Origin of the sequence: Sutcliffiella horikoshii, from assembly GCF_002157855.1 — a bacterium.
GTDB classification, from domain to species: Bacteria; Bacillota; Bacilli; order Bacillales; family Bacillaceae_I; genus Sutcliffiella_A; species Sutcliffiella_A horikoshii_C.
The window spans coordinates 3,562,011-3,587,099 of record NZ_CP020880.1; the positions used below are offsets into that span (position 1 = coordinate 3,562,011).

At 41.6% G+C, this 25,089-nt stretch carries 26 protein-coding genes, 1 pseudogene and 1 riboswitch; of the genes and pseudogenes, 9 read left to right on the top strand and 18 right to left on the bottom strand.

What is annotated here, in order from left to right; translation table 11 throughout:
• Positions 1–106 precede the first annotated feature (106 nt).
• Complete coding sequence (locus B4U37_RS18330) at positions 107–1,342, bottom strand: NupC/NupG family nucleoside CNT transporter (RefSeq protein WP_088019397.1); 1,236 nt, start codon at positions 1,340–1,342, stop codon at positions 107–109.
• 293 nt (positions 1,343–1,635) lie between these two features.
• Between B4U37_RS18330 and B4U37_RS18335 the strand changes: the two genes are divergently transcribed.
• Entirely contained in the window at positions 1,636–2,337 is a 702-nt protein-coding gene (locus B4U37_RS18335) for a DUF2225 domain-containing protein (RefSeq protein ID WP_245840011.1), read from the top strand.
• Between the two features lie 495 nt (positions 2,338–2,832).
• On the opposite strand, the gene B4U37_RS18340 is transcribed toward B4U37_RS18335, so the two are convergent.
• Positions 2,833–3,069, bottom strand: a complete 237-nt coding sequence (locus B4U37_RS18340; RefSeq protein WP_010196565.1) for a YuzB family protein — start codon at positions 3,067–3,069, stop codon at positions 2,833–2,835.
• A gap of 352 nt (positions 3,070–3,421) precedes the next feature.
• Here B4U37_RS18340 and B4U37_RS18345 point away from each other — a divergent pair, with 352 nt between their 5' ends.
• Complete coding sequence (locus tag B4U37_RS18345; RefSeq protein ID WP_088019399.1) at positions 3,422–4,489, top strand: NAD(P)/FAD-dependent oxidoreductase; 1,068 nt, start codon at positions 3,422–3,424, stop codon at positions 4,487–4,489.
• Between the two features lie 40 nt (positions 4,490–4,529).
• Here B4U37_RS18345 and B4U37_RS18350 read toward each other — a convergent pair whose 3' ends face one another.
• On the bottom strand, positions 4,530–4,856 hold the full coding sequence (locus B4U37_RS18350) for a YuzD family protein (RefSeq protein WP_088019400.1): 327 nt from the start codon (positions 4,854–4,856) through the stop codon (positions 4,530–4,532).
• 91 nt (positions 4,857–4,947) lie between these two features.
• Here B4U37_RS18350 and B4U37_RS18355 point away from each other — a divergent pair.
• Positions 4,948–5,258, top strand: a pseudogene (locus B4U37_RS18355) (NifU family protein).
• Between the two features lie 249 nt (positions 5,259–5,507).
• On the opposite strand, the gene thrB reads toward B4U37_RS18355, so the two are convergent.
• From thrB to yutH, 5 genes are all read right to left on the bottom strand, one after another.
• Positions 5,508–6,428, bottom strand: a complete 921-nt coding sequence (thrB, locus tag B4U37_RS18360) for a homoserine kinase (RefSeq protein ID WP_088019401.1) — start codon at positions 6,426–6,428, stop codon at positions 5,508–5,510.
• Complete coding sequence (gene thrC, locus B4U37_RS18365) at positions 6,425–7,480, bottom strand: threonine synthase (protein ID WP_088020361.1); 1,056 nt, start codon at positions 7,478–7,480, stop codon at positions 6,425–6,427. Before thrC ends, thrB begins: the two co-directional genes overlap by 4 nt.
• Positions 7,480–8,778 (bottom strand): homoserine dehydrogenase, encoded by a 1,299-nt coding sequence (locus B4U37_RS18370; protein ID WP_088019402.1) that lies wholly within the window; start codon positions 8,776–8,778, stop codon positions 7,480–7,482. The genes thrC and B4U37_RS18370 overlap by 1 nt, the downstream gene beginning before the upstream one ends.
• A 305-nt stretch (positions 8,779–9,083) precedes the next feature.
• Positions 9,084–10,049, bottom strand: coding sequence for a 2-hydroxyacid dehydrogenase (locus tag B4U37_RS18375; RefSeq protein WP_088019403.1), 966 nt, complete (start codon positions 10,047–10,049; stop codon positions 9,084–9,086).
• Between the two features lie 101 nt (positions 10,050–10,150).
• Positions 10,151–11,158, bottom strand: coding sequence for a spore coat putative kinase YutH (gene yutH, locus B4U37_RS18380; RefSeq protein WP_157663827.1), 1,008 nt, complete (start codon positions 11,156–11,158; stop codon positions 10,151–10,153).
• A 299-nt stretch (positions 11,159–11,457) separates the two neighbouring features.
• Here yutH and B4U37_RS18385 point away from each other — a divergent pair, with 299 nt between their 5' ends.
• Complete coding sequence (locus B4U37_RS18385; protein ID WP_088020364.1) at positions 11,458–11,940, top strand: phosphatidylglycerophosphatase A family protein; 483 nt, start codon at positions 11,458–11,460, stop codon at positions 11,938–11,940.
• An 88-nt stretch (positions 11,941–12,028) separates the two neighbouring features.
• Here the strand turns inward: B4U37_RS18385 and B4U37_RS18390 are convergent, their stop codons facing one another.
• The 3 genes from B4U37_RS18390 to B4U37_RS18400 all read right to left on the bottom strand — a co-directional run bounded on the left by B4U37_RS18390 (position 12,029) and on the right by B4U37_RS18400 (position 14,564).
• On the bottom strand, positions 12,029–12,799 hold the full coding sequence (locus B4U37_RS18390; protein ID WP_088019405.1) for a TIGR01457 family HAD-type hydrolase: 771 nt from the start codon (positions 12,797–12,799) through the stop codon (positions 12,029–12,031).
• Between the two features lie 131 nt (positions 12,800–12,930).
• Complete coding sequence (locus B4U37_RS18395; RefSeq protein WP_088019406.1) at positions 12,931–13,368, bottom strand: DUF86 domain-containing protein; 438 nt, start codon at positions 13,366–13,368, stop codon at positions 12,931–12,933.
• A 35-nt stretch (positions 13,369–13,403) separates the two neighbouring features.
• Positions 13,404–14,564 carry an EAL domain-containing protein gene (locus B4U37_RS18400; RefSeq protein WP_157663828.1) on the bottom strand — a complete coding sequence of 387 codons (1,161 nt, stop codon included), beginning with the start codon at positions 14,562–14,564 and terminating at the stop codon, positions 13,404–13,406.
• Between the two features lie 324 nt (positions 14,565–14,888).
• On the opposite strand from B4U37_RS18400, the gene B4U37_RS18405 reads away from it, so the two are divergent.
• Positions 14,889–15,155, top strand: a complete 267-nt coding sequence (locus B4U37_RS18405) for a DUF3055 domain-containing protein (RefSeq protein ID WP_088019408.1) — start codon at positions 14,889–14,891, stop codon at positions 15,153–15,155.
• A 73-nt stretch (positions 15,156–15,228) separates the two neighbouring features.
• Positions 15,229–15,534, top strand: coding sequence for a cytosolic protein (locus B4U37_RS18410; RefSeq protein WP_088019409.1), 306 nt, complete (start codon positions 15,229–15,231; stop codon positions 15,532–15,534).
• Between the two features lie 47 nt (positions 15,535–15,581).
• On the opposite strand, the gene B4U37_RS18415 is transcribed toward B4U37_RS18410, so the two are convergent.
• Positions 15,582–15,875, bottom strand: a complete 294-nt coding sequence (locus B4U37_RS18415; protein ID WP_088019410.1) for a YutD family protein — start codon at positions 15,873–15,875, stop codon at positions 15,582–15,584.
• A gap of 109 nt (positions 15,876–15,984) precedes the next feature.
• Here B4U37_RS18415 and B4U37_RS18420 point away from each other — a divergent pair, with 109 nt between their 5' ends.
• On the top strand, positions 15,985–16,674 hold the full coding sequence (locus B4U37_RS18420) for a YhcN/YlaJ family sporulation lipoprotein (RefSeq protein ID WP_157663829.1): 690 nt from the start codon (positions 15,985–15,987) through the stop codon (positions 16,672–16,674).
• Positions 16,675–16,718: 44 nt separating this feature from the next.
• Here B4U37_RS18420 and lipA read toward each other — a convergent pair whose 3' ends face one another.
• Entirely contained in the window at positions 16,719–17,615 is an 897-nt protein-coding gene (lipA, locus tag B4U37_RS18425) for a lipoyl synthase (RefSeq protein WP_060665476.1), read from the bottom strand.
• A gap of 256 nt (positions 17,616–17,871) precedes the next feature.
• Between lipA and B4U37_RS18430 the strand changes: the two genes are divergently transcribed.
• Positions 17,872–18,858 carry a M23 family metallopeptidase gene (locus B4U37_RS18430; RefSeq protein ID WP_088019412.1) on the top strand — a complete coding sequence of 329 codons (987 nt, stop codon included), beginning with the start codon at positions 17,872–17,874 and terminating at the stop codon, positions 18,856–18,858.
• Between the two features lie 450 nt (positions 18,859–19,308).
• Here the strand turns inward: B4U37_RS18430 and B4U37_RS18435 are convergent, their stop codons facing one another.
• The 4 genes from B4U37_RS18435 to B4U37_RS18455 all read right to left on the bottom strand — a co-directional run bounded on the left by B4U37_RS18435 (position 19,309) and on the right by B4U37_RS18455 (position 24,380).
• Positions 19,309–19,413 (bottom strand): methionine/alanine import family NSS transporter small subunit, encoded by a 105-nt coding sequence (locus B4U37_RS18435; protein WP_010196622.1) that lies wholly within the window; start codon positions 19,411–19,413, stop codon positions 19,309–19,311.
• A complete protein-coding gene (locus tag B4U37_RS18440) occupies positions 19,413–20,948 on the bottom strand; it encodes a sodium-dependent transporter (RefSeq protein ID WP_088019413.1) in 1,536 nt (511 codons plus the stop codon). The genes B4U37_RS18435 and B4U37_RS18440 overlap by 1 nt, the downstream gene beginning before the upstream one ends.
• Before the next feature lie 353 nt (positions 20,949–21,301).
• A complete protein-coding gene (locus B4U37_RS18445; protein ID WP_088019414.1) occupies positions 21,302–22,867 on the bottom strand; it encodes a Na+/H+ antiporter NhaC family protein in 1,566 nt (521 codons plus the stop codon).
• Between the two features lie 141 nt (positions 22,868–23,008).
• A riboswitch (Lysine riboswitch) is annotated at positions 23,009–23,200 on the bottom strand.
• A gap of 97 nt (positions 23,201–23,297) precedes the next feature.
• Positions 23,298–24,380 (bottom strand): HD-GYP domain-containing protein, encoded by a 1,083-nt coding sequence (locus B4U37_RS18455; protein WP_342746486.1) that lies wholly within the window; start codon positions 24,378–24,380, stop codon positions 23,298–23,300.
• A 263-nt stretch (positions 24,381–24,643) separates the two neighbouring features.
• Here B4U37_RS18455 and B4U37_RS18460 point away from each other — a divergent pair, with 263 nt between their 5' ends.
• Positions 24,644–24,781 (top strand): hypothetical protein, encoded by a 138-nt coding sequence (locus tag B4U37_RS18460; RefSeq protein WP_198317047.1) that lies wholly within the window; start codon positions 24,644–24,646, stop codon positions 24,779–24,781.
• Here B4U37_RS18460 and B4U37_RS18465 read toward each other — a convergent pair.
• Positions 24,776–25,078, bottom strand: coding sequence for a YunC family protein (locus B4U37_RS18465; RefSeq protein WP_088019418.1), 303 nt, complete (start codon positions 25,076–25,078; stop codon positions 24,776–24,778). The two genes, B4U37_RS18460 and B4U37_RS18465, sit on opposite strands and share 6 nt — an antisense overlap.
• Between the last annotated feature and the right edge of the window lie 11 nt (positions 25,079–25,089).

The window sequence follows — 25,089 nt, forward strand, 5'->3', positions numbered from 1 at the left end:
ATGAGGACATCTCTCCACCGAAAAACCGTTCTCTGAAGTCTTCATCCACTATTCTATACATAAAAAATCCACCCGCCAACTAACACCGGCGAGTGGATCTATCGTTTTAGAACAAGAACATACCTGCAATTGCAGCACTTAACAAGTTTGAAAGGGTACCGGCAATGATTGCGCGGAAACCTAAACGTGCGATATCAGGACGACGGCTTGGAGCTAAGTTTCCAAGTCCACCTAATAGGATTGCCAAGGAAGAAAGGTTAGCAAATCCACAAAGTGCGAATGCGATAACAGCAACGGATTTTTCACTGAACATATCAAGTTGTGCAGAGAAAGTAGAATATGCTACGAATTCATTTAAAACAAGCTTTTGACCAATCAAGTTACCTGCAGCAACGGCTTCACTCCAAGGAATACCGATGACAAACGCAAGTGGTGCGAATAGATAACCAAGAATGTAATCAAGTGAGAAGTTTTCAGCGCCGAACCAGCCACCGATTCCACCTAAGATTCCATTGATCAATGCAATCAATGCGATGAATGCTAATAGCATCGCACCAACGTTAAGAGCAAGTTTTAAACCGTCAGATGCACCGCGAGCAGCTGCATCAATTACGTTCGTTGCTTTATCTTCTTCCGATTCACCAATTTGAGCATTGGTATCTGTTTTTGGCTCTTCTGTTTCAGGAATAAGCATTTTTGCCATGATTAATCCACCAGGCGCTGCCATGAAACTTGCTGCCAATAGGTACTCAAGAGGAATTCCAAGTGCTGCATAACCGAACAATACAGAACCAGCAACAGATGCAAGTCCACCTGTCATAACTGCGAACAACTCAGATTTAGTCATTCCTGCGATATAAGGACGAATAACTAGAGGTGCTTCTGTTTGTCCAACAAAGATGTTGGCGGAAGCAGATAACGATTCTGTTCTGCTTGTCCCTAAAAGCTTCGCAAGCCCGCCACCTAAGAAACGAATAACAATTTGCATAATACCAAGATAATAAAGAACCGAAATTAATGCAGAGAAGAAAATGATAATCGTTAATACATGGAATGCGAATACAAATCCTGTAGCTTCAGCCCCAGGGTTACCAAGTACCGGTCCGAAAAGGAAACCTATCCCCTCATTCGCGTAATTAATAATATTTTGTACCAGTTCAGTAAGCTTAAGGAACATGCTTCTTCCGAACTCCCATTTCAAAACGATAAATGCGAATAGCAATTGGATCGCTAAACCGCCTAAAATAGTACGAATCTTGATTTTTCGTTTGTTTTCCGATAGTAGGAATGCTATTGCAAAGATAACTGCGATTCCCATTAAACCCCATAGGATATTATTCATAATATTCACCTCTATTAGAAATTTCTGCAAGTTGTTTGTCGTCAGACATCTAACTATCACAGTACCACTTTACTACGAAATGAAAGCGTTTGAAAGAACTTTTTTTTGTCAATATGTTACATCCATAAAGAAATCGTTCTCATAACTGCGTGTTCTTAAATAAATTACCCAACAATTACAAAATAATGTATACACAAAGAAAAAAACACAGCCATTTTCATGGGTATTTAGTATCTATTTAGTTGTGAGTTTTTCACCATTATGGTACTTTTGTATTACATCGTTGAGAAAGGGTGATATTGTTGGATCCATACTATAGCAGAAATATTTCATGCGAAAATTGCCAACATGAATATAGCACATTAAAAATTAAATCTCGTTTTATTCGCCCTTTGACACATGACTCGGATTTTTGCTCTACCTACCAATCGATAGAAATGAACCCGCTCCTTTATTACGTTTCGGTTTGTCCGCATTGTGGATATGCTGTGACGGAGGAATTTAGTACCAAGCTTAATGAAGAAGCACAGCTAGCCATCCAAACAAAAATACAAAAGCATTGGAACTATAAAAATTACGGTCAGATAAGGTCTGTCGACACCGCCATAAACGCTTATAAACTAGGAATCTATTCCGGTATTATCAAAAAAGAAACCCCCATTGTCATGGCAGGATTATACCTTCGTCTCGCCTGGATATACCGCACTATTGAAAAAAGCACAACACAAGAACAACGATTCTTAAAACTTGCTGCCGAGCAGTTTGAACTTTCCTATACACTAGGAGATTATGAAGGCAAAGGAATGTCTGAAATAAAATTGCTTTACTTAATTGGGGACCTTAATTGCCGTTTGAACTTGGAGCGGCAAGCCATTCGATATTTTCAGATGGTCATCAGCCACAAGAAAAAGGATACGGAACAACGCCTTGTCACAAAAGCACGGGACCGTTGGTATGACATCCGCACATCCTCTAAAATGAGAATAAGTAGTTAGGTATATATAAAGCAGGGGGAAAACCCTACCTGTCTTTTTATCATACAACGTTAGTTATTGGTTAATCCCCGCTGTTACTTTCCGCAAATGGCTTCGCTTTCTGCGGGACGGTGCTTGAGCCTCCTCACAACACCTCAGGGGTCACAACCTACCGTTACTACCCCGCTGGAGTCTTTGCCATTTGCTCTAATCTACAGCTAGGATATATTGAGAACGAATTGTTAGTGCTTTTTCAGTTATCTCAGTTAGATTAACTCTCACAAACCTTAAGTAAATGAAGTCACATTCGTTGATTGGAGTGAAAGGCGCGGAGACGCCCGCGGGAGGAAGGGACAGGTGAGACCCCGGAAGGCGTAGCCTGAGGAGGCTCACGGACCGCCCGCAGGCAAGCGAAGAGCCTGGAACGGAAATCAACCGGATTTTATGCTTTCTAATTTAATCTTTTAAAATCAAAAGAGCATGGTTCCCTGAAGTGGGTTCCATGCTCTTTTTTGGTTAAAACATCGGGTTTTCTTCCAAATAAATATATATGTTGTCTACCAGTTGTTCGGGTGACTCTCCCGCCACAACATCTCCGTTGACGAGGGCGAAAAGTGTGTCAAAGCATTTGCCACAATAACCTAGGCAACCGTACTCTACAATATCCAGATTTGGATCCTTTTCCAACACTTCTCTCGCCTTTTGCGAACCACTGGCTAAATTGCTAATACAAAATTCGATGATTGGCTTCACTTATTTCACCCCTCTATTGCCCTTCCATGCTACCTTTTTTTCCTTAAAACGTCAATTATCAAGTTTCCTTGTATAGTGTTGAAATAACCATGCTGATTATTCGACTACACTCAACATTTTTCCGAAAGAATGTTGTTATTTAGTCGTAATTTCGATATACTTTTAATGTTATTTTATTTAAACGTGTTATACATTTTCAAAATGAAAGCGCAATTGTCGTACAATATGTGTTTTCTTTCACATAAAAGTTTTCCTAGAATACTAGTTTTATCCATCTTCTTACAATTACCTGTAAAAGGTCTTCATTTATTATACTTTTGATTTTATTAGCTTAAAAAGGGGTTTAGCTGCTATGAAAAAACTTGTTGTGCTTGGCGCAGGCTACGGCGGAATGCGTATTTTACACCGACTTCTTCCTAATCAATTACCATCTGACACTGAAATTGTATTGGTAGACAGAGCTCCATATCATAGTTTGAAAACGGAATTCTATGCGTTGGCTGCGGGAACGATTTCAGACCATCATGTGCGTGTCACATTCCCAGAACACGAAAGACTATCTGTAAAATACGGCGAAGTTGCCAAAGTTGATATGGACGGCAAAGTGGTACACTTTGAAGATCAGAGTACTCTTACCTTTGATGATTTAATTATCGGTCTTGGCTGTGAGGACAAATACCATGATATTCCTGGTGCAGAGGAATACACGTATAGCATTCAGACAATTAATAAGTCCAGAAAGGCTTACCAAGCTTTAAACGACCTACCTGCTAATAAGGTGGTTGCTATTGTCGGTGGTGGTTTAAGCGGGGTTGAGATTGCAAGTGAACTTCGTGAAAGCCGACCGGACTTGACCATTAAACTATTCGACCGCGGTAGCATCATTCTTTCTAGCTTCCCTGAAAGACTTAGTAAATACGTACAAAACTGGTTTGAAACACATGGGGTGGAAGTAGTGAACGGCTCTAACATCACTCGTGTAGAGGAAAATACTCTTTACAATCACGACGAACCGGTACATTGTGATGTGATCGTTTGGACTGCCGGAATTCAGCCAAACAAAGTAGTACGTGAATTAGATGTAGAAAAAGATGGACAAGGCCGTGTGGTCCTGACAAAACAGCACAACATACCTGGACATGAAAATGTTTATGTGGTTGGGGATTGTGCAAGCCTCCCTCACGCACCTAGTGCACAATTGGCAGAAGGACAAGCAGAACAGATTGTCCAAGTATTATTGAAACGATGGAACGGTGAAACCCCACCTGAAGAATTCCCGGCAATTAAGCTAAAAGGAGTCTTGGGCTCACTTGGCAAAAAGCATGGATTTGGATTGGTAAATGAAAGACCGTTAACTGGCCGCGTGGCACGATTATTGAAATCCGGTATTCTTTGGATGTATAAATACCATAATGGATAAAAGATATCCCCAAAAGTCACAATGACTCTTGGGGATTTTTTTATAATGCGGCGTATCCATACTTTTCCATGGCGGAATAAATAGTTTTCAATTTCGGATTGCCTTCTCCCACAATCTCCCCTTCAATGACCACAACCGGATAAAACATATCTTCCTCTACTACTCTGGCAGCAAAATCTTTCTTCTCCCGGTCACACTCTTCTGTTTTGAAAATATCTATATAAGAGATGGCGAATTCCTGATTGGGATATTTTCTTGCTACCGCTGCCTCTAACCATTCGTATGTTTCTTTTGACGACGGAAGGTTTACACAGCTAGGGCATAGCACCTCTGCACCATATACACAAATTTCTACCTTTTTCTTCATAAGCCGACATCCCCCTACATTCTCAGCATTTTCTTCATTTTAACGTAAAACGCTTACTTTTTCATAATATTTATTTCGATTTCCTAAAAAGATCCAGTGCAGAGCAATAGATTTTTTATGCAGTTTTCTTTATAATAGAATTATGTAAGGAAAGGAGCGATAACTATGTCTAACCCGGAAATCAATGCGCAAGTTCAGGAAGTACTAGATAAATTACGTCCATTTCTTCTTCGTGACGGAGGGGACTGTGAATTAGTAGATGTGGAAGACGGCATCGTAAAGTTGCGTCTATTAGGTGCATGCGGTTCTTGCCCAAGTTCCACTATCACGTTGAAAGCTGGTATTGAGCGTGCATTACTGGAAGAAGTACCAGGCATCATCGAAGTAGAGCAAGTATTCTAAGATTATTTTTAAAAATAAAACCGGCAAGCGGACATTTCCAGTCAGCTTGCCGGTTTTTTATAGGACTCTTTTCTCAAAGATTGTTGCTATTAACTTGTAAAAAGTCGGCAATTGGATTTTTTACTGCTTACATATTTTAAAAATTACAAATAGTCTCCTAAGTACAACAGCGATAAGAGCGCGAAAGTAAGTAATATTACGGTTGATTTGAGTATACGAAACAGCGACAAAGTTTACGAAAACAGGATTTTATATCGATGACACTTTGCATAAATGATTAGAATGCACCTCGCTGCCTGCTTTACTTACTTGCAAAAGCTCCACTTTATGTTGTGGAAACTCCGAAGAAAGCGTGTTTACGACATTTCTACCTTTTCCTTTTTCACAAAAACAGATGACAGTCGGGCCGGCCCCGCTGATTGTTACACCAAAAGCTCCCGCTTTCCCTGCACACTCTTTTAATTCCACAAAATCCGGAAACAATTTTTGGCGATATGGCTCGTGGAAAATATCACTTTCCATCATTTTGCCGACGAGATCCCATTTTTTCAGCAAAAATGCTCCGATCATGACATTTGCATGGCTACTACCTGTTACCGCGTCACCAAATGAAAGTCTGTCTGGCAATAAACCTCTTGATTCCTTCGTTTTTGCTTCAAATTCCGGAATGACTGCCACCATTTCCAGCTCTTCCACCGGAAGTTTGACATACTCCCATTTTTTATTTTGATAGGTAGAGACGACAAGCCCTCCATATAGGGAGGCCGCGACGTTGTCAGCATGCCCCTCAAATCTTGCTGCAAGTTGCAGTTTTTCATCAGGGCTAAGATTTTTTTCACATAGTACATTCATGATTTCAATTGCTCCGACAATAGCGGCTGCACTGCTCCCAAGGCCTCTTGCAAGCGGAATATCACTCATGGTCAGAACATGTGCTGGAGGAGCTTTTACATTCCATAATTTCTGCAATTCCTGACAGACGGTGTAAAGGATGTTTTCCTCCTTTTTTATAGAGAGAGGCGGGACACTTGTAAATTTCCATTCGTCTGCATGATTGACAAAAAGGGTGACGTATTTGTTTACCGCCATTCCGATGGAGTCAAATCCTGGTCCGAGATTGGCAGAGCTGCCTGGTACTTTTATAACGAATCCATCTCTGTACTCATTCATACTGTTACTCCTTCAAAAGATTTTAAGAGCAGTGAATAGTCATTTGGGATCTTTTGTACGTTTACATTTGCATTAGTAGTAGCAGTCACTGGATCTTTCAAGCCGTTGCCTGTTAGGACTGCAACCACTTGTTTACCTTTTGCCAAGTCGCCTGAATTCAGTTGCTTGATAACGCCGGCAACAGATGCGCTGGATGCAGGTTCTGCAAACACTCCTTCTGTTTGAGCAAGTAGTTTATAGGCATACAGCATTTCCTCATCTGTGACAAAATCAATTTTCCCTTTGGAATCCTCTGCCGCGCGGACCGCATGTTCCCAGCTAGCAGGGTTTCCGATCCGAATGGCTGTCGCGATTGTTTCCGGGTTAGGAATGATTCTGTTCTGTACGATTGCAGCGGCTCCTTCCGCTTCAAAACCACGCATTTCGGGCAATCCCGTTCCGCGGTCTTGATGGTATTCTTGAAACCCGCGCCAATATGCTGTGATGTTCCCTGCATTTCCGACAGGCAGAGCGAGGACATCTGGTGCTTTTCCGAGTTGGTCGCACACTTCAAATGCCGCCGTCTTTTGTCCTTCAATTCTGTATGGATTAAGCGAGTTTACGAGCGTGATAGGAAGTTCTTCTGATAATTGTTTGACCATCTGCAAGGCTTCATCAAAATTTCCGTCCAAGGAATAGATTTCTGCCCCATACATGACAGCCTGAGCAAGCTTTCCTTGCGCGATTTTACCGTCGGGAATAACGACAATGCACTTCATTCCAGCTCTTGCTGCATAGGCAGCCGCAGATGCTGAAGTGTTGCCTGTAGAGGCACAGACAACTGTTGTACTTCCCTCTTCTTTTGCCTTCGCCACTGCCAGAGCCATTCCTCTGTCCTTGAAGGAGCCGGTTGGGTTTGCTCCCTCCACCTTAACATGTAGCTCCACTCCCAACCTTTCAGAAAGGTTCTCGAGGAAAAGCAATGGCGTATGCCCTTCCTGGAGGGAAACGTTTGGTGTTTGTTCAGTGACTGGTAGGTATCTGCTATATTCCTTGACTAGTCCTCTCCACATCATACCGCGACTTCCCCTTCCACCCGATAACTGCTTTTGATTTCTTTCACATATTGCATATCTGCCAGCTCTTGAAGGAGATTGTCATAGCGCTCTAATGAGGCGTGATGTGTCACTACCACCACTTCTGCCAACGCTTCTTCTTTTAATGGCAGCTGGAGAATTTTTTCAAAACTGACTCCTTTTTGCGAAAATAGATTCGTAATATGTGAGAGTACTCCTACTTCATCCTGTACATGTACACGGAGGAAATGCTTTGCCTGAATTTCTTCTTTTTCTTTGAGTGTTGTTTGGAATTGCGGGGAAACCATGCTTTTACCATTCACGCCAAGACGCATGTTTTTCATGACTCCCACAAGGTCGGATACAACCGCTGTTGCTGTAGGCAAGCTGCCTGCGCCTGGACCGTAAAACATCGTTTCTCCTACCGCTTCACCGTACACATACACCGCATTGTATTCGTTTTGCACACTTGCCAATGGGTGTGCTTGCGGGAGAAGTGTAGGCTGAACGCTGACCTCAACCTTTTCCTTTTCACGATGGGCAATGCCAATCAGTTTCATTGTATAGCCAAGTTTTTTGCTATAGTTCAAATCTTCTTCTGAAACGGAACTGATTCCTTTCACTTGAACATCTTTGAGTTCGATATTCATCGAAAACCCTAGCGTGGAGAGGATGGCCATTTTTCTTGCCGCATCTATTCCTTCTACGTCTGCGGTTGGATCGGCTTCGGCAAATCCAAGTTTTTGCGCTTCTTTGAGCACTTCTTCATAAGAGGAACCCTCATTGTTCATTTTTGTCAGGATGAAATTGGTCGTTCCATTTACAATTCCCATCATTTTCGTGATTCTGTCTGAGGCAAGCCCATCAACCAAACCTCTGAGGATCGGAATGCCTCCTGCCACGCTCGCTTCATAAAACAGGTCGCAATTGTTCTGAGCCGCCGCCGCTAACAGTTCTGATCCGTATACGGCCATCAGGTCTTTATTTGCAGTAACAACATGTTTCTTATTATGAAGTGCCCTTAAAATATGATGACGAGTCTCTTCGACTCCCCCCATTACCTCAATGACCACATCAATCTCCGGATCGTCGAGAACCTCCTCCGCATGTAGGGTCAACAACTCAGGATTCAAATCCACCAACCGCTCCTTATGCAAATCCTTCACAAGCGCCTTCTTCACCCGAACCGGACAACCAACCTGATGCATCAACTTATCCTGATGCCCCTCCACAATCTTCACCACACCACAACCAACCGTACCCAACCCCAATAAACCAACCGAAATCACCTTCACTGCGCTCCACTCCCTTGAAGGGGTCTGACCCTCAGCGCGTTAAAGGATTAAAGAGGGGTCTGACCCTCACTCCTCTAAAGCACTAAAGAAATCTCTTCCCCTTATTCTTTTTGTCTTTTCTGCGTGTACATTTGTTTTTATATAATGGACATTATAGTAGGGTTTGACATGGTTGACAAGGGGGGATTTTTGCATTCTTCCGAGTGTAAGCGCTTAACGTATTGGGGGAGTAATCAGAAAAAAATAAAAGGCCGGATCTCTCCTCCACACTTATTTGTGTAGAAGAGATCCGGTCTTCATTTGACTCAGCTGACTATTGTTTTTGCTTTGTTTCCTTGCAGTACCGCAACTATATTATCTTGGCATAGTTTTATCATCATTGTCCTTGTTTCTACACTTGCACTTCCTATGTGAGGGATTGTCACTACCTGTGGAAAATGAAGCAATGGATGGTCCGCTCCAATTGGTTCCTCATAGAAAACGTCCAGACCCGCTCCGGCAATTTCATTTTGATGTAATGCGGCGATGAGTGCTTTCTCATCCACCACTTGCCCTCTTCCTACATTTATAAGGAATGCAGATTCCTTCATGCGCTTGAACGCGTCATCATTGAACAGATGCCTTGTTGCGTCTGTTAAAGGAGTTAAGCAGACAACAAAATCGGATTGCTCTAACAACTGTTCAAAGCTGCGGTACGCCGCCCCAAGCTCCTGTTCAGCTTCTATATGGCGGCTTCTATTATGATAGAGAATCTCCATACCAAACCCCATTGCCCGCCTAGCAACGGCTTGTCCTATTTTACCCATGCCGACAATACCGATTGTTTTATGATGCACATCGGCTCCTGCAAGCAGGTAGGGACTCCAGCTCTGCCAGCGCCCCTCTTTTACAAATTCTTGAGACTCCGTTATTCTTCTTGCCGTGGCAAGCATCAATGCCAAGGTAAGATCTGCGGTTGTTTCGGTCAACACATCAGGTGTGTTGCAAACAGTCACACCTCTATCTGAAGCTGCCTTCACGTCGATATTGTCATATCCTACTGCAAGGTTTGCCACTACCTTCAGGTTCGGGGCGCTCTCTAACAGTTCTTCATTCACTTTATCTGAGAGCATCGTCAAAAGAGCTGTGGCTTTTTGAGCTTCTCTTAACAACATCTCCCTTGGAACCGCCTCGCTTTCACTCTCCCACATCTTTACATCCGCAATTTCCATAAGCGGAGCGAATAATTCTTCTTTAAGTTTTCTTGTAATAAACACGTACGGCCTTGTCATCTGTCTCTCTCCCTACATCTTGTTGTCTGGAATAGTTACTAAGCTACCTGTTATTTTATCACTCATAGCTTTTCCAAAACATACAAATATAGGGCAAGCGCTTATTTTTTCACCCAATCCAATACGGGGATTCCATAACTTTTCGCAGGTACACCTGCAAGGTCATAAAAATTCCCAAGAAGCTGCTCATAGTGAGTGGAGGATTGCAGAATTGTTTTCATCCGGTCTTCATGCCATTTTTTATCGGCAACAGGCCCGCTCGTATAGTAATCTTCTACACATTCAAAATAGTGGATAGGGAAGGTCAATCTCGCATACAAGAGTCGCCATGAAAAGCTTGAAAGTGGCGATACCCGTTCATAGTCTTGTAAAAAAGCTTGGATTTTCGCATGGTTCATGTCTTTGCCTTTTCGGCATTCCACCCGTATCCATTCTGAAAGATCTCTGCTTGCATGATCAAAAATCCAATCTGTAGGGAGCTTCATCCACTGCGCCTGCTGCCATGTGAGATCTGTGAAGCGGTGGTGGCAGAGGGTAGCAGCGTCATTCATCATAGGGCTATCATCAAGCTCTGTATCAACAAGATACTGAATGGCATTTTCGGTCAAACCTAAATAGTAAGGAAAAGATTCGACAAACTGGGTATCAAAAACATCAACAGGATTGCTTCTGACCTTTTCCCTGAAAAAGCTCTCCATTTGGTCAACCCTTTTTACCCATAAGCTTTTCCATTGGCCAATCCGATTTATGGCTGTCACTTTTGCAGGATAGTTTCTAGCATGTGTATGGAAGGCGGCAAGTTCTTTTCCAACCACTAATTGTCTTGAACTATAATCATAAGGCATCCGAAATAGAGCCATTTGACGGCCTTCTATCTCCGTTGTATACGTTTCATTCTTATTTTTCACAAAAGAACTAACATATATATCTTTATGCGTGCGTATCATATAGTCACTTATCTTTTGAAGCTCATCGATTTCCTCTGCTTCCAAGTGAGCAACAGGTACCATGATATACAGTACGCGATTAGACCAAAAAGCATCAAACTGTCGTACCCTTTGCTTCCTTTCCACCCTTAAATCATATTGATCATAAATTATCTGCTTCAACTCTGTTCCCTCCTTCTCCCTAGTACCAACTATATGAAGAAAACAGAGAAAACTTGTTAACAATAGCTATCTTCCTAAACTTTATGCCCAAAAGCTATTAATTCCTCCAAATAAGGGCATAAAGGGTAGATAAAGAAACAAAAAATGAAAGAGAAAGGGGTCTGACCCTCACCGCTCTAAAGTGTTAAAGATCTAAAGAGGGGTCTGACCCTCACCGCTCTAAAGTACTAAAGAGGGGAGCAAATCCGCCTCGACTATATTTTAAAAGATGGGTGAGTTGTATGAAGAATTTTGAGAGTATGGATGATGTGGAGAAGAAGGCGCGGGAGTTGTTGGAGGAGCGTGGGGTGACGATGGATGATATTGCGGAGTTGGTGTATTTCTTGCAGTCGAAGTACCATCCTGCCCTTGAGCGTTCTGAGTGTCTGGAGAATGTGGACCGTGTTCTTTCTAAGCGTGAAGTTCAAAATACCGTTCTTACAGCTATTGAATTAGATATACTGGCTGAACAAGGCAAAATTCAAGAGCCTCTCTTAAGAATACTGCGTGATGATGAAGGATTGTATGGGGTAGATGAGGTTTTGGCATTATCCATTGTAAACGTTTATGGCTCCATCGGCTTCACCAACTACGGGTATATCGACAAACTAAAACCAGGCATACTCGAACATCTTAATGACAAAAGCTCCGGAAAAGTTCATACCTTCCTTGATGATATCGTCGGAGCCATCGCTGCCGCAGCATCAAGCCGTTTAGCACATAGAGCAGCAAATACCGAATGACCTTTTAGACTATAAAAAACCAGGCCTCCGCTAAACTAGCTAGTTGCCTGGTTTTTTCCGTCCCTTAACATTATTGAGATTGCTTTACTTAAATTTTTTCAATCCACTCTTCCAATGAATCCACCGTATAAGTCGGCTGCTCCTCATATGTTTCTAAATGAGCCTTTGTCGTCACACCTGTATGCACAAGCAACGTATCCATGCCGGCATTCATTCCCGCCTTAATATCTGTATGGTAGTTATCCCCCACCATCAGCGTTTCTTCACGAGGTACACCTAATACTTTCAGTGCTTGCTCCATGATTACCTTTTCAGGCTTACCGATGAACGTTGGCTGTGTTTCCGTTGAAACCGTCAGTACGGAAGTTAATGATCCGTTACCAGGAAGAAGTCCTCTTTCAGTCGGAATGGCAATGTCACCGTTAGTGGAAATGAAGCGCGCACCATTACGAATATTAATCGCTCCAAGTGCCAATTTCTCATAACTAATCGAGCGGTCAATTCCGCTTACTACGACATCTGCTCCCTCTTCCACCAATTCAAATCCCTTTTCCAGTAACGCCGTTCTGATTCCTTCCTCTCCAATCACATAGATTTTCGCCTCAGGCTTATAATCATAAATATAATTGGCCGTGGCGTTACTTGTTGTAAAAACTTGTTCATCCAACGTTGGTATTCCAAAGTCCCTTAATTTTTGCGCAACCTGCTGGGGAGTTCTGGAGGAATTATTCGTTACAAAAAGGTACGGTATCTTTTTATCATAAAGTGCTTTTACAAAATGGCTTGCCTCTTCAATCTTTTCTTTTCCTCGGTACATCGTTCCATCCAAATCAATTAAATAACCTTGGTACTTTTTCATCTATCTTCACACTCCACTATAATCATTTCATTAGTTTAGGTTTCTTTTAACCTGTTCATGTTAGCACATTTTACTAGCCCGATAAAAGCAAGAAAGAACGCTCTCCTAAAAGAAAGCGTTCCCAACTGAAATTAATTTCTAAAAGCCGAAACAGGCCCTAATTCATTTTCCAAATAAATGCGGACAGCACCACAGAATCCAACAACGGTTTCCTGCACTTCCGCCAAACACGCTTCTACCTCTTCATGACGGATAAGTAGATAGTCTTGCACTAGTGTTTTACGAAGTCGCACAAGGTTTTTTAACTGTTTAGCCATGTCACCTGTTACTACTTTTTCATCTTCGAGAATGTCTATGATGTCCTCATAGCTGCCAGGGTCCCGCATGATAAAACCGTCAATCATGGCATTTCCGACATCCAATATGCCCTCAATGATTGCTACTGCAACACGTTCAAGAGCCTTCTTTTCAATGGAGGAATTCCATGAGGCATGCTCTTGATACAATGTAATATTTTCTTCAATATAAAGTAAAGTCTGCTCAATTTTTTCTCGATCCACAAAGTACATTCTGCATTCTCCTTTGTATGTCATCTTGGCTGTTGTTATGTTATCGGTTGCAGCAGTTTAGGCCTAGCATAAAAATAACCTTGCGCCATGTCCACTTTATGTTTGGAAAGAATCTGAACCTCTTCTGGACGCTCAATTCCTTCTGCAACCACAAGCGAACCTGTTTCATTTGCTATTAACAAAAGTCCCTGCAGCATCTTTTCTTTGACCGTATTCTTATCTATATCTTGAATAACAGAACGATCAATTTTTATTATATCAGGCATAATTCTATTGATGGTATGAAAACTCGCATAACCGGCACCGGTATCATCGACGGCGATTTGAAATCCCAGTTCCCTGAGCGCGATAATGTTCCGTTCAAAATTCTTCAATCCATCGATAGAATCTTGCTCTGTCACCTCAATAGCGATATTCTGCGGAATAATCTCCGGATACTTTTTCAATAGGACCAGCATCTTCTCAATCAACTCTACCTCGTTTAAAGTCGTAGGAGTAAAATTGATAAAAATCGCTTCCTTCATTTTACATTGATAGATAAGTTGAAAAGCCTTTTCCAATATGAGTAATTCCAACATAAATAACTGGTTGGTCTGTTTGGCGATGGAAAATAACTGCAGTGGATTTTCCATTAATGATCCTTTAGGGCCGCGAGTCAGTAATTCCCACGCCTTGATTCCGCCTTTAGATACATCCATAATCGGCTGAGCCAAAAGAGTGATATCTTTAAAAGCTATGATTTGATTTATTTGAAATTTTAATTGCTGGTACTGTAATTTGTCCTGTTTTTCTGCCATGGCCATCGCTTGTACATGAGCTTTAAGCATGCATTCAGATAACGTATATTTCCCTGACTCTAAGAAAACATAACCAGATTGTACGCACAAATGCTGGTTATCCAGTTGTTTATACTTCCGGCCTTCTATTACAGTCTTTACGCTAGTAAGCTTGTCCTCAAGTTCTGTGGTACTGTGGAACCTTGCATCCACCCTTAACAACAAGGAAATCCCATCACTGTATTGTTCATGTAAGCATACAATTTCTTCTTCTGTGAACGTCTGTCCAATGACTTTTCTAAGCTGGGCCTTTATCACTTCTCGACATGCTATATACTTACGTCTGCCTATTTTTGAGATGATATTCTCCAAATCCGGAAAATAAAAGGAAATCACCGCAACCTGATATCCTTTTTTCAAGGTATGTGTCACCCTTTGTTCAATCGGATTCCTCAGAACATAGATCGGCGGATAATACCGCAGATATTTGGACGGAAGCAATATTTTTACTAGATGTGAGCCATTCTTTTTATAGTATCTCTTTATGCGATTCCAGCTTCGCCCCATGAAGTGGCTCCCTTCTCTCTAGACAAAATCAGCAAGTTGTATTTCTTTTATTTTAGCATAAAAAATAAGAAAATTGTCCCATTTCTTGCACAGCTTAAATATATTTGAAAATATCTAACAACAAGAATGAGGTTGTATTTGTTATACTAGAAAAAGATGCAAGAAGGAGGTTTCAATATGGGAGAAAAATTCTTTTTATATGATGATACAGTCGATACCAAAACCCGTTTTGTTAGCTTTATGGGGGAGAACAGCCGCTTTGATTTGGCAATAGTCAAATCTGATCGCTATTATGGAAAAAGTCTTGTACTTGATATACAGGGCAACCGTTTTGCCATCATCGGCAGTGATGATTTGGACGAGCCAGGCTATCTTGAACATGCATATCAGTTATCTGAAGAAGATGCAGCAGAATTGCGCTCTTTTTTATATGAGGTAGTCTAAACCCTGATATTCATAATAATCCCCTATTGTCTCGGTAAAACTAACTTTACTCTAAGACAAAGGGGATTATTTTATGTTTATTGACGAAAAGGATAAAGAGGAAGGGCAGTATACCGACTTCTCCAATGTAGAAACGCAGCAAGATTATTTAATACCTGAAACATTACCCGAAGGTCCTTATGGCTCTCCCCGCGGCAAAGACACACCCGTGGAGAACAAAAGTACTCCATGGCGTGAAGGTCAGCGTTATTATAGTGCCTTTAATTATGAAAATAAAAACCTTCATCAGGATATCCCAAGACAGCATCCTGGTGCCCATCCGACCCATGATGACAAGACTATGAACGAAGAGCCTCCATATGGGAATGAGAAAGACTAACAAGTAAGACCCCATCATCGCGAATGGGGTCTTTTTAAGGCTAAGCTTCACTTCGCCTCAGCAGTAGGTTTCTTCACTTTTTTTAATACAAAGTAAGCACAACCGAAGTTACAATATTCCAATATGTAGTCAGGCAAGGTGCTTATCTTTGTGTCATGTGTGGATTTATGATTTTGGTCTTCAAAAAATCCTCGTAAACGCAATTGGTTATAGCCCCAATCACCGACAATGTAGTCGTATTTGTTTAAAACATCAATATATCTTGCGCGAAAGGTTTCTTCGTTGAAGCCGTTTCGGTTCTCTTCCAACAGTTCGTAGCAATGGTTTCCAATACAGATCATTTTCCGCTCCTCCATTTCTGCTCTTATTTACATTATAGACCATTCTCCACTAATTTCTAAGTCAAAATTTTTTTCAACGGGCAATCCTATGTGTAAGGAGGTGTTTCCATTGAGGAAAACAATCAAAATTCTTGCAGCATGTAGTTTAGTTACTGCTTTTACTTCTGCCTGTTCCTTTGACCCTACGCCAGAGGAACGACAAGCCAGAAGCGCTATTTATGGGCGTGACGGGCAGCCAATGAATACAAATACAGGTCACCGATACGATATGTATGATGTAAGAGACAGCAATGACCATGATCAAACTCGTTTCGGGTACGTTCGCGACCAAGCAGAGCCAGTGAGGAATTCACAGCGCTACAATGAAAATATCGCTGCCGTGGATTACGGTGAAATTGCCAATATCATCAATAAAATGGTGGTTCAATTACCTGCAATAGAAGATTCCGCTACATTGGTAACGGATGAAGAAGTTCTTATTGCATATGAAACAAACAGTGAAGACCGAAAGCTCACAGCTGACCAGGTAAGTAAAACGGGATTATCCATCGTTCCACGTTACTACCATGTTTACATTTCTGATAACCCAGAAATGATTCATGATATCGAGCGCTTTCGTTCCCTTGGCGTGACAAGCCCTAGAGTGGATGAAATATTAGAAACCACGATAAAAGAAATGCTCAAATCTCCGCAAGGCAAACAGCTGAATTCTGGCGAAAACGGCAATGGAGAAGCAGACGGTGAAATGAACGAAGAATCAGATAAAAGTGAGTTCCGCAAACAAATGAAAAACGATTAACAAAAAAAGGTACAGCCCATACGCGGAGCTGTACCTTTTTTGCATTAAGCCTGTGCTTGTCTTGCTTTAGAAGCTTCGTTTACCTGCTCATCGGCATGATAAGAAGAACGAACAAGCGGACCAGCTTCACAATGACTGAACCCTTTTGTCATCGCAATTTCCTTCAACTCTGCAAACTCATCCGGGTGATAATACTTTTGCACCTTAATGTGTTTCTTAGAAGGCTGCAAGTATTGACCAATCGCCATAATATCCACATTATTGGCACGAAGATCATCCATTGTTTCAATAATCTCTTCTTTCGTTTCCCCTAGTCCAATCATGATGCTTGATTTTGTTGGGATGTCAGGTTGTAATTCTTTCGCACGACGTAATAGTTCTAGAGAACGGTCATATGTTGCTCTTGCACGAACTCGTGGTGTTAAAGAACGAACAGTTTCAATGTTATGGTTAAGAATATCCGGTCTTGCTGCCATAAGCATTTCAATATTTTCATAAACCCCACCCATATCAGATGGTAATACTTCAATAGTCGTAAAAGGATTTTCACGGCGAACGGCTCTAATTGTTTCAGCAAAAATGGCAGCACCGCCATCTTTTAAATCATCACGGGCAACCGCCGTAATTACAGCATGCTTTAAATTCATTAGTCTAACGGATTCTGCTACGCGTTCCGGCTCTTGTGTATCCAGTTCTGTTGGCAATCCTGTCTTGACCGCACAGAAACGGCACGCACGCGTACAGATGGCACCAAGAATCATGAAAGTAGCGGTACGTCTTACTGCCCAGCATTCATGGATGTTCGGACACTTGGCCTCTTCACATACTGTGTTAAGGTTGTGCTCTCTCATCAATTTTTTAAGTCCTGTATAGTTTTCATTCGTATTCAGCTTGATTTTCAGCCAATCTGGTTTACGTATGTACTCCTCTTTTTTAGCCATATGATCAACTCCAACTTGTCTTATTTTCAAGATGACTTCATCAATAATTTATCTGTATATTTTCACTATTCTAACTTATCTAATAGGGAAAACGACATATTCACACCTGTCACTTTATCAAACATCTGGTAAAGAAACAAGTCCAAAACCTTCCACGGACATACTCCTGACAATCTTCCATGAATTAGTATTTATGAAATGAGGAAAACTTACCAAACTAACAGTAGGAAAAGAAAGAAAAGGAAGGAGTGAGGACTTGATACGGCTACTTTTGTGCGTAATTATTCTATTTAGCATAATCCCTGCAGATACTTTTGCTGCCGAAACAAACTTAACTGACGAACAAATCTATGCTAAAAGGCAGGAACTATATAATCGAATGCAATCTGTCACACAGATTCCATGGTACTATTTCGCAGCTGTTGACCAATATGAAAGAAATGTCCGCAGAGTAAGAAAAGATATTCCAAAAGCCAAAGGTGTAATCGGCATTTACTACAAACCTGAGGTATGGGCAGGTCCTTTAAACCCCAATGCCCAAGACAACAATCCTATGAGCATTCAATTCTTCGGCGGAATGGGAATGGATGGGAATGGGGATGGAGTCGCTGATTCCACGAATGATGAAGATGTATTATTTACATTTGCTAATTATCTTCAGCCTTATGGTACTGACAAAGAAAATATCAAAATTGCCTTATGGGAGTATTATCAGCGGGATAAAACGGTCGGGCTTATCATGAACCATATGAAGCTGTACAGTACGTATAATACGCTTAAGCTGGATACACACGCTTTCCCTCTTCCAATCCGTTCTAATTTCAGTTACCGCAATACGTGGGGAGATGCACGGGGGTGGGGTGGGAGAAGAATGCATGAAGGCACAGATATTTTTGCTAGCTATGGTGTTCCCGTCCGTTCCACTTGTTATGGAGTCATTGAGATCAAAGGGTGGAACAAATTCGGCGGGTGGCGTCTTGGCATTCGTGACATTAATAATACCTATCATTATTTTGCTCATTTAAACGGCTTTGCCAAGGACCTTGAAGTAGGTCAAGTCGTGGAGCCGGGGCAGATTATCGGGTCTGTCGGAAGCTCTGGCTATGGACCGCCTGGGACTGCGGGGAAATTCCCTCCGCATCTTCATTATGGCATGTACAAAGACAACGGCTACTCTGAATGGTCCTTTGACCCGTTCCCACACCTAAAATCCTGGGAACGCGGCGATAGAAGGAAGCGTTAAAGTTTTTAGTGAAAAACATTAGTTAGTGGGTAAACGCCGCTGTTCCTTTCCGCAAATGGCTTCGCTTTCCGCGGGACGGTGTTTGAGCCTCCTCACAACGCTTCAGGGGTCTCAATCTACCGTTACTCCCCCGCAGGAGTCTTCGCCATTTGCTCCAATCCACAGCTAGAAATTTCGTTTTAATAAAAAGTTTATGCTAATCCAACTAACTCGTTAAGATACCTTTCTTGAACCTTTTGGTAAGTGAAATTACCTCGTTGATCGGAGTGGGAGGCGTAGACACCCGCGGGAGGAAGGGACAGGTGAGACCCCGCAAGGCGAAGCCTGAGGAGGCTCACGGCCCCGCCCGCAGGCAAGCGAAGCGCCTGGAACGGAGATCAACCGGATTATTTTCTTTCTTATACCTAAAAAAACTGCTGACCGATTTACTCGATCAGCAGCCTTTTTATTTTATGCTTCCTTACTCTTCTTCATAGCCCACAGGATACTTCCAGCCAGGCCACCCCAAATGATGACAATACCGACAACCATCATGATAATCGCACTTGTTTCCATTATTTATTGACCTCCTTCGACGAGGAAACCGGAAGTTCCAACGTGTCTTTTTTCCATTTAATAAGGGAGAAGGCAATACCTACAAGCAATGCAAGCACTGCGACAACCACACCATACTGAATCGTGAAGATACGAGTATACCCGTCAGCCGCTCCGTACACTTCCGCAATATTAGTACGGATCAAGTCAAACATCATATATCCAAGTACAATCGGAGTGATGACTGCCAAGGATAATTTCCACCATGAGCCTAAGAAACCAGTTAATTTAACATCAGAAATCTCATTGGCATGACTCTGCAACGGTTTCAATTGTCTTGCGAACCAGACAACCACGATTACTTGCACAAGCCCTGCTAGCGCCACACCAAATTGGTTGATGAAGTAATCTGCAACATCAAGGAAGTTCAAACCGCCTTTTGTAGCAAACAAGATGGAAACCAAAGCAGATAAACCACCACCGAAGGCAACTGCCTTTGTACGGGATACTTTGAATTTATCTTGCACCCCGGCAATGAACGTCTCTACGATTGAGATTAATGAAGATAATCCAGCAAGTACAAGGGATCCGAAGAACAAGAACCCGAACAATTCCTTAAAGGCCGGGAATTCATTGATGATTTGCGGGAACACAACGAATGCTAATCCGACACCGCCTGCTACCACTTCATCGACTCCAACACCTTGCTGAACTGCCATAAATCCTAGGATACTGAATACCCCAATACCTGCTAATAATTCAAATCCGGAGTTACTGAAACCAGTAATAAATGCGTTATTTGTAATATCCGCTTTTTTAGGCAGATAACTGGAATACGTGATCATGATGGCAAATGCAATAGATAAACTGAAGAAAATCTGTCCATATGCAGCCACCCAAACCTTACCGTCTGCAATCGTGCTCCAGTCAGGCTTGAAGAATGCGTTAAGTCCTGTTCCAGCTCCTTCTAGAGTCAGAGCGCGAACAACGATAATCAAGAACAAAATAACTAGTGCTGGGATAAAAATCTTATTCGCTACCTCTACACCCTTTTTAACACCTTTGAAAAGAATTCCTAGTGTCACTACCCAGACGATTACTAATGGTAGTAATACGGAAGGAACAAGCCCACCAATCTCACCTGGTGCAGCTACCTGAAGGTATTCTCCAATCAGGAATCCGCCTGTATCTTCTCCCCACTTAAGATTCAGTGAGAACACGGAGTAGGACATGGCCCAAGCAATGATGACGGCATAATAAGTAGAAATTACAAATGCAATACCAACTTGCCACCAGCCAAGCCATTCATACTTTTTATTCATTCTTGCATAAGATAGTGGTGCAGATCCACGGTACTTATGACCCATAGTGAATTCAAGGATCAATAGTGGAATACCTGCTGTCAGAAGAGCGAATAAATATGGTACAAAGAATGCTCCTCCTCCATTTTCATAAGCAGTTGCTGGAAAACGCCAAATATTTCCTAACCCGATGGCCGATCCAACCGCCGCTAAAATAAATCCTGCTCTTGTCCCCCATTGCGGTCGATTTTCCATTCTCTTTCTCCCCCTACTCAGACTCTTTTTTTACCAAAAAATAGATGAAAGAGTCCAAATGTTTTATTTTTTCTGATTATTTAATATAATTTATACATAGTATAACTAGACTTTATGACTATGTCAAAACAAACTTTCACACTATATTAATCGACACCATATGACAATCCTCTACAATGTATTTTTATTCTATTAATATGACTAAAAAGGCTGTATATATTGATAGATAAGTGTTATATCATGAATATTCATTCATTTATTTTCCCAAAAGAAAAACACCTCTCTTTTTACCACTTAGTTAAAAGTAGATAAAAAGGAGGTGTTTATTACTTTCTTTGAAAAGTATTATTGGATTATTCTGCTGTTTTTAAAGACTTAAAACTGAATCCAATAATAACAAACGCTACAACCACTACCAATAGACCAAGTAATGTACTTCCTGTCAGACCTAATACGATATAACCTACAATCGAAACAGCGGCACATATGAGCGCATAAGGGAGTTGCGTCATCACGTGATCGATATGGTTACATCCTGCACCAGTGGAAGAAAGGATCGTAGTATCGGAAATTGGTGAGCAGTGATCTCCGAATACTGCTCCAGCTAGAACGGCTGCTAAAGCAGGCAGTAGAATGGAGACATCTGTTGCAGCCGCAATCTGACCTGCTATCGGCAGAAGTAATGTGAAAGTTCCCCATGATGTTCCTGTCGCAAGTGCAGTGAAACCAGCAATGATAAAGATTACAACCGGCAAGAACGCGATGTTCATGTTGGAATTTTGCACCTGTTCCGCAATGTATTCACCTGTTTGAAGTTCTCCAATTAATCCGGCTATCGTCCAAGCAAATAGAAGAATGTAAATAGCTGGAAGCATTGATTTTGAACCTTCCAAAAAGCCACGACCTACTACTTTATTAGATACTCCACCTTTAGAAATTTGACTAAATAATAATACAAGAGATACTATAAGCGCAAATAATCCACCATAGAACAACGCTGCTGATGGGTCTGTATTTTCAAAAATACCTAATAGTGTAACTTCTCCTTCAAGTGCTGAAGCACCTAACCAAAGCATTGCACCGATTACACCGACGAATAAAGCCACAATTGGCCATACTAGGTTTCCAATAGTTCCTTTTGTGCTAGTAGGCAATTCATCAGAAAGTTCCCCTGGCACTTCTTTATTTGGATCATATAATTGACCCGTTTTCATTGCAAGGTCTTCATGTTTTTTCATAGGACCGATATTAAAATTAAAATAACTTACCAGAAAAATCATAATTAAAGCAGAAAAAACGTATAAGTTCATCGGTATGATTTCCATAAATGCCCCAATAGCTGTCATACCACTAATATTTTGCTCAGCAATGACATTTGTGCCGATTATTCCGATAATAACCGCTCCCCAGCTAGACACTGGTGAAATGACGCAAATAGGTGCAGAGGTAGAGTCAATTAGATATGCCAGCTTTGCACGTGATACCTTATAACGATCTGTTAAGGGTCTGCTGATTTGACCTACTGCTAACGCGTTGAAATAATCATCAATAAAAATAATGATACCAAGTATTGCAGTTAAGAATTTGGATCCTCTTCTAGTCTTGATTTTTGTTTGTGCCCAGTCAGCAAAAGCTCTGCTTCCACCAGTAATAGAAATATAAGCAGTAATAATACCTAAAATTAGTAGGAAAGCAAGAATATAAATGTTCCATAAGTTCAGTTCACTGTCGTCTACAGAATAGAATAAACCTAACACTGTGTCCCAAATTAAAGTGACTGTTGCTACCGGATTAAAATTTGCCACAAGTAATGCAGCTGCCAGAATACCTACTCCAAGTGAAAGCAAAACTCTTCTGGTCAAAATAACCATCAAGATCGCAAGCACTGGAGGAATTAAAGAATAAATTGTTCCTTCCATAACAAAAAAACCCCCATTAAGCTGTAATATGTTTGACTGGCATCAAACGGTTTACAACAATGGAAGGCGCTGAAAGAAAACAAAATAAAAAGTAATGATAGAAAATAACTATCATTACCTATGTAATGTGTTATCCTCCATCCGATCAGTAGCCCTCCATTATAAAAACCGTCCGTACCGGTCATAATGGCAGTGTTATCCTTATTCAAGATAACCCCAGCAACATGAGTTCGACCGCTCATATTGCTTCGGCACAGCATCCTTTCTTTCTACCATCTAAGGTGTCAACCTCCAGTAGTTTTACTCTTATGCTATGCAGCCTCTACCTCATCGTATGATAAGGGAAGTATATTATTTTATGATTTCACTATAACATATATCCTGCTATAGGACAAAGGAAATATATTTCTTTTTTCTCTACTCTTTCCTTTTAGCTGACTGCTGCTATTTTCTCAAGGGAATCGCAGTCAACAATCGCTAAACTAAGATGGTCTTTTAAATTTATATCGTAAGGTGTTTCCAACTCTTCCCCTTCTTCTTCGACAACCCTGATGACAGGTCGTTCCGTTAGGTCTTTATTTTGCCCGACAACAAGCCCTTTTCTTCCATCATTCAATGTAACCATCAAGCCGTATGGATAGATGGCAACCGATTTGCGGAACGCTTCAATAATCTCTGGTTCATACAACGAACCAGCACCTGCATATAAAATTTCTAGGCCCTCATGTGGCAGCATGGCACTACGGTATATCCGGTGGGAAGTAACAGCATCAAAAACGTCCGCTACTGCTAGGATTTTTCCAAACAGATGAATATCATCCGACTTAATACCGCGTGGATAGCCACTGCCATTTAGACGCTCATGATGTTGGAATGCACAGTGTGCAACCATTAATGGAATCGTCTGCATGTTGCGGAGGATATCATACCCATAGGTCGCATGCCGCTTCATTTCAGCAAATTCATCACTTGTAAGTTTCCCAGGCTTAAAGAGAATGTCATTTGGAATCAACATTTTGCCGATATCATGAAGAATTCCACCAAGTCCTAATGTTTCTAAGTCTTTTTGTGACAACCCTAATTTTAACCCTATGGAGAGGGAATAGAGGGTCACATTTAACGAGTGGGTAAACACGTAATTATCGTGAACATACACATCTGTTAACAGGGCGGACACTTCTTCGTTTGATTTCATGTCTGTTAGCAGGTTTTGGATAAGTGACTTGATGCTTTTGGATGATTTGTCCATCACAAACCACTTACTTAATTCTTTTTCATGTTCGATGGATTTGAAGGTATCAGTAATTGTCTTTACTGCTTCCTTACGGGTTTTGTCCGAAATAATAGTCGGCACTTCCATCCCGCTTGTCCGTGCATCTTCTATATATACATAGGTTACATTCAATTGTTGCAAACGAGTAATCATGCGTGAAGTCACAGAGATCCCTTCACTCAACAGTACTCTACCAGAATCATTGTAGATTGACCTGGCCAACACCATTCCCGGTTTCATTGATTTTGTAGGTAATAGTCTCATAACTTCTCCTATCTTCACATTTCGACAAAATCTATATATTTCCTATTATAGTAAAAATTCCGGGATAAAGCTTGCTAATATAGAAAAAAGTTTTGAAAAGTTTATCGCAACAATAAATAGTTAGGAATACAACCAGTTGATTGAAGTGGAAGGCGCTTGACTCCTCGAAAATGCTAACGCATTTTCTTCGTGCGGTGAATAGCTGCCGTAGCCTTCCTTGTCCTGCGGGAGGAAGGGACATGGAAGACCCCACAGGCGCAAGCCGAGGCGGCTTCCGGACCGCCCGCGGAAAGCAAGCGCCTGCAACGGAAATCAACCGCAATTTAAAAATACCACCGGATGAGCACGATGGTATTATATATTGGTGTAAACTATAGCATTTTTAATAAAGCCTCTTTGCCCGGCATCCCAACCGTAATGCCCACATTCTCTGCCTCATACGTAATGGATTCCAAAGGGGCCTCTATTAATTGCTCGATGGTACGTACTCCAACTGCCCGGCCCGCAATGATCTTTCGGTCCTTCAGCTTGGCATTCAATAAGCCGACATCCAACGCTCCGCACATGATATACCCTTTATCACTAGTTACCGCCAAGAAATTAGTCTTTGGCAATCGCACCGTAATCGCCGTAAACGTATGGCCTTCGATTGTAATTGGTGTCATTTCAATCATAGATAATTGTC